Below are 10819 nucleotides of genomic sequence, written 5' to 3' on the forward strand. Positions count from 1 at the left end.
CTGTCGCCAACGTAAGGCAAGACTTACGATGTGACGGTCCGCCGGAATGATCGGGCCAGACTGGTGTTATCGGTCATTGGCGGGTGCGGGGGGCTATCGCCGGCGCATCCGTTGATGGGCGACGAGGGGGAAATGAATGCTTCAGTTCGTCGTGCGCCGCATTTTGCAGGTGATCCCGACTGTCATCGCGATATCGCTGTTGATCTTTGTGATCTTCAGCGTCGTGCCGGGCAGCATCGCCACCAGCCTGACGGCCAATGGCAAGGGCGGCGGCGACCCGAAGATCGTCGAGAAGATGACGCGGGAGTTCGGCCTCGACCAACCGCTTTACGTGCGGTTCGGCGCGTATCTGTCCGATCTCGCCAGGTTCGATCTCGGAACCTCGTTCCGCAGCCGCCAGCCGGTGGTCCATCTGATCGGCGAGCGCATGTGGCCGACCTTGAAGCTGGCGTTCGCGGCGATGGCGATCGCGATGTTCGTCGGGGTGCCACTCGGCTTCATCGCCGCGTTGAAGCCGGGCAGCGTCATCGACACGCTGACCATGATCGGCGCGATCTCGGGCCTGTCGCTGCCGCAGTTCTGGCTCGGACTACTTGGCATGTATCTGTTTGCGCTGACACTCGGCTGGCTGCCGAGCTTCGGCTACGGTGAAGGCGGACCGATCAACCTCATCCTGCCGGCCTTGACGCTCGGCATTGCGCCGATGGCGCTGTTGGCGCGCACGACGCGCGCCGCGGTGCTCGACGTGATGAACGCCGATTTCATCCGGACCGCCCGCGCCAAGGGCATGAACGGCTTTCGCCTCGTCACATGGCATGTCGTGCGCAACGTGCTGGTGCTGATCATCACCACCATCGGCCTGCAGTTCGGCTCGATGATGGGGCAGGCGGTCGTCGTCGAGAAGCTGTTCTCGTGGCCGGGCCTGGGGTCTCTGCTGGTCGACAGCGTCAGTCTGCGCGACATTCCCGTGGTTCAGGGTGCGATCCTCGTCATCGTTCTCTGGTTCCTGCTCATCAACACCATCGTCGATATTCTTTACGCGGTCATCGATCCGCGCATCAGCCACGGATAGATCCATGAGAATACGGCTCAATCTCCTCATCGGTGGCGTCATCTGTATCGTCATCATCGCCGCGGCGCTGCTGGCACCCTTGATAGCGCCGACCGATCCGGTGCTCGACGCCGACCTGATGAATGCGGAACTGCCGCCGGACGCGCAGTTCTGGTTCGGAACCGATGCGCAAGGGCGCGACGTCCTCAGCCGCATTCTCTATGGCGCTCGCATCTCGCTTGCCGTCGGTATCGGCTCGCAGGTGATCAATACGCTGATCGGCCTGGCACTCGGCATTTCGGCCGGCTATTTCGGCGGCTGGTGGGACGATTTCGTCACCGGGCTCACCAACCTGATGTTGGCGATCCCGAGCCTGATCTTCGCGCTCGCCATCATGGCGATCCTCGGCCCCGGCCTCGTCAGCCTCTTGATCGCGCTCGGGCTCACCAACTGGTCATGGACCTGTCGCATCGCCCGAAGCTCGGCGCTGTCCTTGAAGAAGCAAGGCTATGTGCAGGCGGCCAAGACGCTCGGCTATGGCGATATCCGCATCATGATCACGCAGATCCTGCCCAACATGATCGGCCCGATCCTGGTGATCGGAACGCTGGGCATGGGCGATGCGATCCTTGCGGAGGCAGCACTTTCCTATCTTGGCCTCGGCATCAAGCCGCCATTCCCGAGCTGGGGAAACATGCTGACGGATGCGCGTGAGCTCATCGTCATTGCCCCGTGGGCGGCGATCTTTCCGGGCCTGGCGATCTTCGTCACGGTTCTCGGGCTTAATCTTTTCGGCGACGGCCTGCGCGACTGGTTGGACCCGCATATGAGGGCACGGCAGCTATGACGGACAATTTGCTGGATGTCAGGGACCTCCGCCTCGATATCGTATCGGGCAAGGCGAGCCACAACGTCGTCGACAACGTGTCCTTCTCGATCAGGCGCGGCGAAGCCTATGGTCTGGTGGGTGAATCGGGCTGCGGCAAGAGCATTACCGCGCTTTCGGTCATCGGCCTGTTGCGTAAACCGCTCGCCGTTACCGGCGGTTCGTTGCAGTTCGACGGCCGGGACCTGCGAGAACTTTCGAAGCGCGACCTGCGTCGGCTTCGGGGCGAGCGCATCGCCATGATCTTCCAGGAGCCGATGACCGCGCTCAACCCCTTGTCTCCGGTCGGCCGCCAGATCGCCGAGATGTTTGTCCTGCACAAGGGCGCGACCTGGAAGGAAGCCGAAAAGCTGGCGATCGAGGCACTTGGCAACGTGCAGGTTCCGGCGCCGGAAGAGCGGGTGAGGAACTATCCGCACCAAATGTCCGGCGGCATGCGGCAGCGGGTGATGATCGCCATCGCGCTCGCCTGCAATCCGGACCTGCTGATCGCCGACGAGCCGACCACGGCGCTCGATGTCACGGTGCAGGCCGAGATCCTCAAACTCGTCAAGGAGCTTTGCGCCGCGCGTGGCACGTCCGTCCTGATGATCAGTCACGATCTGGGCGTGATTGCCAACATGTGCAACAGGGTGGGCATCATGTATGCCGGGCGCCTGGTCGAGGAGCGGCCGGTCGCCGACCTGTTCCTCGATCCGGCCCATCCCTACACCGACGGTCTGCTCAGATCGCTGCCGCACCTGGGTTCGCGCCGGCAGGAGGGGCGAAAGCGCCTGCAGGAAATCGAGGGCACGGTTCCCTCCATCGCCAGCTTTTCGCCGGGCTGTCGCTTTCAGCCGCGTTGCCACAAGGCAACGTCCATCTGTACCGCCGAAATTCCACCGCCAACCGGCCTCAGCCATGACGGCTTCGTGAAGTGTTTCAACCATGAGCGATAAGAACGAACCATTGGTCAGGGTCGATAATCTGAGCGTGCACTTCCCGGTGCGCAACGGCATCTTCGGTCGCTCGAGGCGCACTTTGCGTGCGGTGAACGATCTGAGCCTGACGCTGAACCGGGGAGAGTGCCTGTCGATCGTCGGCGAATCCGGTTGCGGCAAGTCGACGCTTGCGCTTTCGATCCTCGGCCTTCAGGAGCCGACCGAGGGCGAGATCTTTTTCGAGGGACGATCGATCACCGGCAAGGCGCGGCCGTCCCGGCTCGAGCGCGCCGGCATGGCGCAGATGGTGTTCCAGGACCCCTACGCGTCGCTCAATCCCCGCCAGACGATCTATACATCGCTGGCAGCGCCGCTCCGGCTGCATGGAGTCTCCGACCGCAAGGAGATCGCGCGCCGCATCGAAAACATGATGCAGATGGTCGGATTGAAGCCGGAGCAAGCCAAGCGCTTCCCGCATGAGTTTTCCGGCGGCCAGCGCCAGCGCATCGGCATTGCCCGCGCACTCATCCTCAACCCAAAGGTCGTGGTGCTGGACGAGCCGGTGTCGGCGCTCGATGTCTCCATCCGCGCCCAGATCATCAACCTTCTGCTGGAGCTCAAGGGACAGCTGGATCTGTCCTACATCATGATCAGCCATGACCTGAGCGTGGTCGAACACATGAGCGACCGTGTGGCGGTGATGTATTTCGGCCAGATCGTCGAGACCGGCAGCTGGGATCGCGTTTTCACCGAACCGCAGCATCCCTATACGCGGCGCCTGATCGGGGCCATCCTCGACCCCGTCACCGAACTGACCGGCCAAAGCCCGGTGGATACGCGCGAAACACCGGAACCGCCGCCGGGCTACGACTACTATCCCAGGGAATTCGGAAAGCACGATGTCTACAGTCTGCCGCCCTCCTCGCAATTGGTTGGGCTGAGGGACGATCACAGCGTCCGTCTGATCGCGCGCGGCTGAGCCGGTTTTCGAGGTGAAGGTTACTCCGCCGGGCTGACCGTGTTCCCCCTGCCGGCGGCGATGGGCCGCAAATGCACTTCACCGGGACGACCGTCGAGAAGGTCGTCGACGAAGATTGCTGTGGAGACCGGCTTCGACGGAGAGCTTATGGTCCCGAGGCTATTCGTGTGACCGAGGCCTGCTCGGCCGCGCGCCACATCGCACGCAGGAAACGGGTGGCGGAGCTCCGCCTTCTCGGCGAAGCTTGTCTGATGCTGCCACTCGTTAGCGCGGTAGTCGTCACTACGATCACGTGGTGCGTTGCGCTCCGGCGTGGTCCGGTTGCTCAATGGCTTCGTTTTCGGATGCAACGCGATCCGGGGAACTCTTCCGACATGAACATCGACCGCCGCCCCCTTCAGAATCGCGTCACTCCCTTCGGTGACATTGTCGCCATCGCGCAGCGCGGTCTGTTCACCGGCAACCGCGGCATCATCCACGACCCCGAGACGAAAACCCTGTCGAGAAGGCGGTGGACGTCCAAGGCGTGGCTGATCTGCACCTGCGATTACGGCGATCGCCGACGCGACGTCATGGCCGGCCGAAGCTGGACCGAGCTTTTCTTTCTCGACGAGGCCGTGGCGCTGGCGGCGGGGCACCGCCCCTGCTTCTTCTGCCGGCGGGAGGCCGCGCTTTCTTTCAGGGCCGCCTGGACCGACGGCGCCAGAGCGTCGCCTTCGGCCCGCGAGCTTGATGCGGTGCTCCACAGCGAGAGACTTTCGGGCGGACGAAAGCGAATTCATCCGCTGTCGTCGCCGCTCGCCGAACTGCCTGATGGAACGATGGTGGTGGCATCCGACTCGGCCTACACGATTGCATCCGGACGCTGTTTTCGCTGGACCGAGGCGGGCTACCTCGGGCCGGAAGCGGGCGTCACCGCCGACGGGATGCTGACGCCGCCCTCGACCGTCAATGCCCTTCGGGCGGGCTACCGTCCGGTCATTCATCCCGACATCGCCAGTTTTCTCACCGGATCGACATTATGAGCGACCTTTTCGCCAAGCTTGCCATCGAACCGTCGCGCGAGAGCATGGCCGAAGGGGCGATACTGCTTCGCGGCTTCGCGCAGCCGCTCGAGGGTCAGATCCTGCCGGCGCTGGGATCGATCATCGCTGAGGCGCCGTTCCGGCATATGGTGACGCCGGGCGGCTACACGATGTCCGTCGCGATGACCAATTGCGGGACCGCCGGATGGGTCACGGACCGGAACGGGTATCGCTATGACAGGCTCGACCCGGAGACCGGCAAGCCATGGCCCGCGCTGCCGTCGTCCTTCCTCGATCTTGCGATCACCGCGGCAACGGAGGCAGGCTATCCGGATTTCAGACCCGATGCCTGCCTGATCAACCGGTATGAACCCGGCGCGCGGCTTTCGCTTCACCAGGACAAGGACGAGCGCGATTTTTCGCACCCCATCGTCTCGGTTTCGCTCGGCCTTCCCGCCACATTCCAGTTTGGCGGACTGAACCGCACCGACCCGGTTCGCAAATACGCGCTGCGTCACGGCGATGTCGCGGTCTGGGGTGGGCCCTCGCGCTTCTTTTATCACGGGGTAACCGAGTTGAAGGACGGCGAACACGAGACCCTTGGCCGGATGCGCATCAACCTCACCTTCCGGGGTGCCCTTTAAGGGACCATTGATCGCAAGCCTACACTCATCGCCAAGGAGGCAATTCTATGGATCCACGTGTTTCAATCGGACTTCCAGACCCCGTGGGACAAGCCGGAGCGACGCGTGTCGCAGCTTACGATTGGCCGGCGATTTTCGACGATTTGAACGGCTACGGCTGCGCGGTCATGGAAAAGCTTCTGTCGGAGGAGGAGTGCCGACAGATTTCGGCGCTCTATCAGGAGGAAGAGCATTTCCGCAGCCATATCCACATGGCCCGGCATGGTTTTGGAAGGGGGGAATATCGGTACTTCAAATATCCGCTGCCGCGCCTGCTTGGCGGTCTTCGCACCGCGCTCTATCACCGCCTTGCCGAAATTGCCAATGAATGGAACGGCCGGATGGGAATCGAGGGATGGTACCCGACCGAGCACGCGGAGTTCCTGCGGCAATGCCACGATGCGGGCCAGACCCGGCCGACACCGTTGCTGCTGCAATATGTGCCCGGAGATTTCAATTGCCTGCATCAGGATCTCTATGGCGATCTTGCCTTTCCGATCCAGGTTGCGATCCTTCTTTCCGAACCGGGACAGGATTTCACGGGCGGAGAATTCGTGCTGACGGAGCAGCGTCCGCGCATGCAAAGCCGGGCCGAAGTCGTTCCCCTTCGCCAGGGCGACGCCGTGGCCTTTGCCGTTCACAACCGGCCGGTCCAGGGGACGAAGGGCAATTATCGTGTCAACCTTCGCCACGGGGTCAGCCGTGTTCGATCAGGCCTGCGTCACACGGTCGGCATCATCTTTCACGACGCAAGATAGTGCGGTTCGCATCGGCATTTTCGTGGCGCGCGGTAAATGCCCCTCGCTCTCAGGCGAGGCTGCGTATTTGACAACGACCCTCCTCCTATTTGCCAGGCAAGCAGACAGGAGGAATTCGACGTTCAAAACGACCATTCTTGCCGGCTTGCTCGTGGTTGTTTCCTTGGTCAGTTCCTGGGCGGCGGATGCGGGTATGGTGCTCGAAGGGCAAAAGATGCCCAGCAGAATTCTCGGCAAGGATGTCGAACATACCGTCTATCTGCCGCCGAAGTACGACGCCGGGAACCGCTCCTATCCGGTTGTCTATCTCACCACCAAAGCGATCGGCTTCCTGACGTCCGGCTCCTGTGTCAGCGTGCAAACAGGCTGTCGAAATCGGCAAACCCCTTGACCTCGATGGGATTGCCGCTCGGATCGAGGAAGAACATCGTGCGCTGCTCGCCGGGTTCGCCCTCGAAACGCACGACCGGCGGGATATCGAAGCGCACGCCTTTCTGTTCGAGACGTTTGGCCAGCGCGAACCAATCGGCAAGGCGCAGCACCACGCCCAGATGCGGCATCAGCACGAGGTGGTTGCCGACCTTGCCGGTGCGCGTGACTTCGAAAGGCTCGCCGAGATGCAGCGACAGCTGATGGCCGAAGAAATCGAAATCGACCCAAGTGTCCGTGCTGCGTCCTTCCTCACAGCCAAGCACGTCGCCGTAAAACCTGCGGGCGTCGTCGAGATCCCTAACGTGATAGGCGAGATGGAAAAGCGACTTCATGTGTAACCCCCATGTCTTTGATTGACACAGGGATATCGTCTTGAGAGGCTAAGAAAAACTATGTAATTCTTTCGCTGAGAATAAGGATTCATATTGGATATTCGTTTCCTGCAAAGCCTGGTTGCCACAGTGGAAACGGGGTCTATCGCGGCGGCTGCGCGACGGGAGAAGTTGACGCCCGCCGCCATCAGCCAGCGCGTTCAATCGCTCGAACGCGCTCTTGGATGCGTTCTGCTCGCCCGCGGCGCGCATTCGGTCCAGCCGACAGAGGCTTGCCTCTCGCTGTTGCCGCGGGCGCGCCTGCTGATCCGGGAAGCCGAAAACCTGAGATATGACGTTGCCGGTGGCGGGCTTGCCGCTGAGTTGAAAATCGGGGCGATCTCGACAGCATTGACGGGCATTTTCCCGGAGGTTCTGGACGAACTCTCCCGTCGGGCGCCGAGCCTGAAGCTGGTGCTCTGTCCCGGCTCGTCGTTGCAGCTCTACGAACAGTTGTTCTCAGGCGAGCTCGATGCGGCCGTGTTGGTCGAGCCGCCATTCGCGTTGCCGAAGGGATTGACGGCACATGTCATTCGCCGCGAACCGCTTGTTTTCATCAGCAGGGATGCGACGGGTCCTGGCCGCATCCCCGAGCGGATCCGGCAGGCGCCGTTCATCCGCTACGATCCGGGATCGTGGGGTGGGCGGCTTTCCCAGCAGTATCTCGCCGATGCCGGGCTTGATCCGGACATTCGTTGCGACATGGATGCGCTGGAGACTATCGCCATGCTCGTTGCCAATGGCATGGGAAACTCGGTCGTGCCGGCCTGGCAGGGCCTGCGACGCGAAGGGTTTCACTTGACCGAGGTGCCTGACGCTGCTGCCTATGAACGCCGGATCGTCTTCCTGCACCAGAGCGTGCCAAGTCGGCCGACGCCGCTTGCGCTATTGAAAGAGATTCTATCGCAGGAGTTTACCGGCTGAGTGGCGCCGGCCCCAAGAGAATTGTCGCGTTTGCGGGATCCCCGCCCGGTGCCGGGAGGGGCCGAACGGCAGCAACTCAAAGTGTTACAGCGACCTTTGCGCGTCTAAATAGACGCGCAGCGCTGTAGGCAAGGCGCCGTGTCGGAATTGCATCTCGTACGAGTGCGACGACCGCTGCGCCTAGCTGAGCAGGAAGGTGGTGACGGGCAACTGAAGTGCGGCGGCAATCCGCTGGAGTTTGCCGGGATCGGCGTCGGCGCCAAGCTCGATGTTGGTGATTTCGGCGTCGGTCAGCCCGCAGGTGAGCGCAAGTTCGTCGACGCTGTAGCCGACGGCCTGGCGGGAGCGCCTGACGGCGTCGCCGATATCGAAATGGGCCGAAGCGGCGGTGGTGGAGGCATCAAGATTGTTTATTGAAACAGTCATGAAGTGATCCTTCGGTTGTGCGCAAAAAGCGAGGCTTATCGCGTGAAGGCGGCTTGCAGCCGTGAAAAACCCGGCCAGAAAACGGGGCCGAGTGCAGTGCAATATAAGTCCAAAAGATGGCAGCGCAAGGCTTGTTGGCAATCGCGGTCGTGGGGCCGTCTCGATTGGCAACACATGGGTCCATGGTGAGATGGTGGTCACGCCGTCCTGTTAGACGTTTCGCACAAGCCGATCGCCGATATGGAAGGTGACGGCTGCGACCCTTCTTGCTCAACTGGCGAAAACGGACTTACGAGCGCGTCCGCAGTTCGTCGACCAGCACGCGCGTGTTTTCGGAATAGTCGACCGGCACATCGACAAGATGCACGCCGCCGCCGGTAAAGGCGGCTTCCAGGGTCGGCACCAGCGCGTCCGCGCTCGTGACTCGCGAGCCCTTCGCGCCATAAGCTTGCGCGTATCGCACGAAATCCGGATTGCCGAATGTCAGGCCGAAATCCGGGAAATCATCGACGGCCTGCTTCCAGCGGATCATGCCATAGGCACTGTCGTTCAGGATGACGACGACGAGGTTGAGCCCGAGGCGAACGGCGGTTTCCATCTCCTGGGAGTTCATCATGAAGCCGCCGTCTCCGCAGACGGCCATGACGCGGCGCTCGGGATAGAGCATCGCCGCCATCATGGCGGAGGGCAGGCCGGCGCCCATGGTGGCCAGCGCATTGTCGAGCAACAGCGTGTTGGCGACATGGGTGCGGTAGTGCCGGGCAAACCAGATCTTGTACATGCCGTTATCGAGGCAGACGACGCTGTCTTCCGGCATCACCTTGCGCACGTCATGGACGATGCGCTGCGGCGTGATCGGAAACCGGTTCTCCTCGGCGCCTTCGTTGAGCTTGTCGAGGATGGTCTGGCGCAGGCCGAGCAGCAGCGGTTCGGGGTCGAGCTTGCCGCCGAGCCGGTCGGCAAGTGCGGTCACCGTCGTGCCGATGTCGCCGATCACTTCCGCGTCGGGGTGGTAGACCTGTTCGACATTGGCCGAACTGTAGCCGATATGCAGGACCTTCGGCCCGCCTTCGCTGCGCATCAGGAAGGGCGGCTTTTCGACCGTGTCGTGACCGACGGAAATGATCAGGTCCGCCTGATCGATGGCGTCATGCACATAGTCGCGCTCGGAAAGGGCGGCCGTGCCGACATAGAGGTTGGAGCCGCCGTTAACCGCGCCCTTGCCCATCTGGGTGTTGAAGAAGGGGATGCGCATGCGACGAACGAAGGACGATAGCGCGTCGACAAGCCGGGGGCGGCTGCCGGCCGCACCGATCATGATCAGCGGCCGCCTGGCGGCAAGGATGATCTCGACGGCCCGGTCGATGGCTGCGGCCGGCGCCACCGGCCGGTCGAGCGGATGAACGGGAATGATCGGCGCCTGTTCGATGGTCTCGCCGGCGACGTCCTCCGGCAGTTCCAGATGCACGGCGCCCGGCCGCTCTTCCATCGCCACGCGAAAGGCATCGCGAACGGCGGCGGGAATGCTGCCGACGCTGACGATCTGGCGCGTCATCTTGGTCAATGGCCGCATGGAGGCAACGACATCGACGATCTGGAAGCGCGCCTGACGCGCCGTCTTGATCGGCTTCTGCCCCGTGATCAGGATCATCGGCATGGCACCGAGATTGGCATAGGCGGCGCCGGTCGAAAAATTGAGGGCGCCGGGGCCGAGTGTGGCGATGCAGACGCCCGGCTTGCCGGTGAGGCGCCCATGCGTCGCGGCCGTGAAGGCGGCGGCCTGTTCGTGCCGGGTCAAAACGAGCTTGATGCGGGATTTGCGCAGCGACTCCACGACATGCAGGTTCTCTTCTCCGGGCACGCCGAAGATGCAATCGACCCCCTCGTTCTCCAATGCCGCGACCAGAACGTCGGAACCCTTCATCATCTTGCGAACCCTTTCAGCGAGCGTGGCGGTGCGTATCGTTCGTGAGGCAATGCATTGTGCTCTTGATCGTTAGCCCGATGATTGCATGAGGCGGGAGATCGAGATTGCCGCCACCGAACAGTATCGTCCTCGATTGCAGACGCAACCGCATTTCGCGTGGCGTTGAGGCTGGACGGGAGGTCACCGGCGAGCCCGCAGCCCGGCGAGAAATCGTGCGTCATCGGTTTTGAAAATGCTGGTTCGGTTTCATCGGGTGGCGATTTCGCTTCGATTGCTGCGAGAATCCCGGAAACCGGGCACTTTGGCGCGGGTACTTTTGTGCATTCCGCCCTGTTGATAACTTCCGTTTGAATTTGTTGTTTATTTTCAAGGTGTTGTTCGATCTTGTCGGTTTTTTGAAATTGTCTGTTGACGTCTGTGAGGATGGGGGTCTATAA

Annotated in this window: 12 protein-coding genes; 9 read left to right on the forward strand and 3 right to left on the reverse strand. The window is 62.1% G+C overall.

Going from position 1 to position 10819, the window contains the following annotated elements:
• The first annotated feature begins 136 nt into the window (after nt 1-136).
• The 8 genes from BC360_RS20645 (at nt 137) to BC360_RS20685 (ending at nt 6693) form a co-directional block, all read left to right on the forward strand.
• A complete protein-coding gene (locus BC360_RS20645; protein WP_065785262.1) occupies nt 137-1072 on the forward strand; it encodes an ABC transporter permease in 936 nt (311 codons plus the stop codon).
• Nucleotides 1073-1076: 4 nt separating this feature from the next.
• Nucleotides 1077-1898: an ABC transporter permease gene (locus BC360_RS20650; protein ID WP_065796720.1), complete on the forward strand. Its 822-nt coding sequence runs from the start codon at nt 1077-1079 to the stop codon at nt 1896-1898.
• Nucleotides 1895-2875 (forward strand): ABC transporter ATP-binding protein, encoded by a 981-nt coding sequence (locus BC360_RS20655; protein WP_065796721.1) that lies wholly within the window; start codon nt 1895-1897, stop codon nt 2873-2875. Before BC360_RS20650 ends, BC360_RS20655 begins: the two co-directional genes overlap by 4 nt.
• Nucleotides 2865-3836: an ABC transporter ATP-binding protein gene (locus tag BC360_RS20660; protein WP_065796722.1), complete on the forward strand. Its 972-nt coding sequence runs from the start codon at nt 2865-2867 to the stop codon at nt 3834-3836. The genes BC360_RS20655 and BC360_RS20660 overlap by 11 nt, the downstream gene beginning before the upstream one ends.
• Nucleotides 3837-4210: 374 nt before the next feature.
• Complete coding sequence (locus BC360_RS20670) at nt 4211-4861, forward strand: hypothetical protein (RefSeq protein WP_065796724.1); 651 nt, start codon at nt 4211-4213, stop codon at nt 4859-4861.
• Nucleotides 4858-5505, forward strand: coding sequence for a DNA oxidative demethylase AlkB (alkB, locus tag BC360_RS20675; RefSeq protein ID WP_065796725.1), 648 nt, complete (start codon nt 4858-4860; stop codon nt 5503-5505). The genes BC360_RS20670 and alkB overlap by 4 nt, the downstream gene beginning before the upstream one ends.
• A gap of 47 nt (nt 5506-5552) precedes the next feature.
• The gene (locus BC360_RS20680) at nt 5553-6302 is read left to right on the forward strand and encodes a 2OG-Fe(II) oxygenase (protein ID WP_065796726.1); all 750 of its coding nucleotides are present in this window, start codon (nt 5553-5555) and stop codon (nt 6300-6302) included.
• 67 nt (nt 6303-6369) lie between these two features.
• Entirely contained in the window at nt 6370-6693 is a 324-nt protein-coding gene (locus BC360_RS20685) for a hypothetical protein (RefSeq protein ID WP_139110124.1), read from the forward strand.
• On the opposite strand, the gene BC360_RS20690 is transcribed toward BC360_RS20685, so the two are convergent.
• Nucleotides 6653-7066, reverse strand: a complete 414-nt coding sequence (locus BC360_RS20690) for a VOC family protein (RefSeq protein ID WP_065785270.1) — start codon at nt 7064-7066, stop codon at nt 6653-6655. The two genes, BC360_RS20685 and BC360_RS20690, sit on opposite strands and share 41 nt — an antisense overlap.
• 93 nt (nt 7067-7159) lie before the next feature.
• Between BC360_RS20690 and BC360_RS20695 the strand changes: the two genes are divergently transcribed.
• Complete coding sequence (locus BC360_RS20695; protein ID WP_065796728.1) at nt 7160-8029, forward strand: LysR family transcriptional regulator; 870 nt, start codon at nt 7160-7162, stop codon at nt 8027-8029.
• Nucleotides 8030-8209: 180 nt separating this feature from the next.
• On the opposite strand, the gene BC360_RS20700 is transcribed toward BC360_RS20695, so the two are convergent.
• Entirely contained in the window at nt 8210-8455 is a 246-nt protein-coding gene (locus BC360_RS20700; protein ID WP_065796729.1) for a helix-turn-helix domain-containing protein, read from the reverse strand.
• A 289-nt stretch (nt 8456-8744) separates the two neighbouring features.
• On the reverse strand, nt 8745-10382 hold the full coding sequence (locus BC360_RS20705; RefSeq protein WP_065796730.1) for an acetolactate synthase large subunit: 1638 nt from the start codon (nt 10380-10382) through the stop codon (nt 8745-8747).
• Nucleotides 10383-10819 lie beyond the last annotated feature (437 nt).

Source organism: Ensifer sp. LC163, assembly GCF_001695855.1.
Classification (GTDB): domain Bacteria; phylum Pseudomonadota; class Alphaproteobacteria; order Rhizobiales; family Rhizobiaceae; genus Ensifer.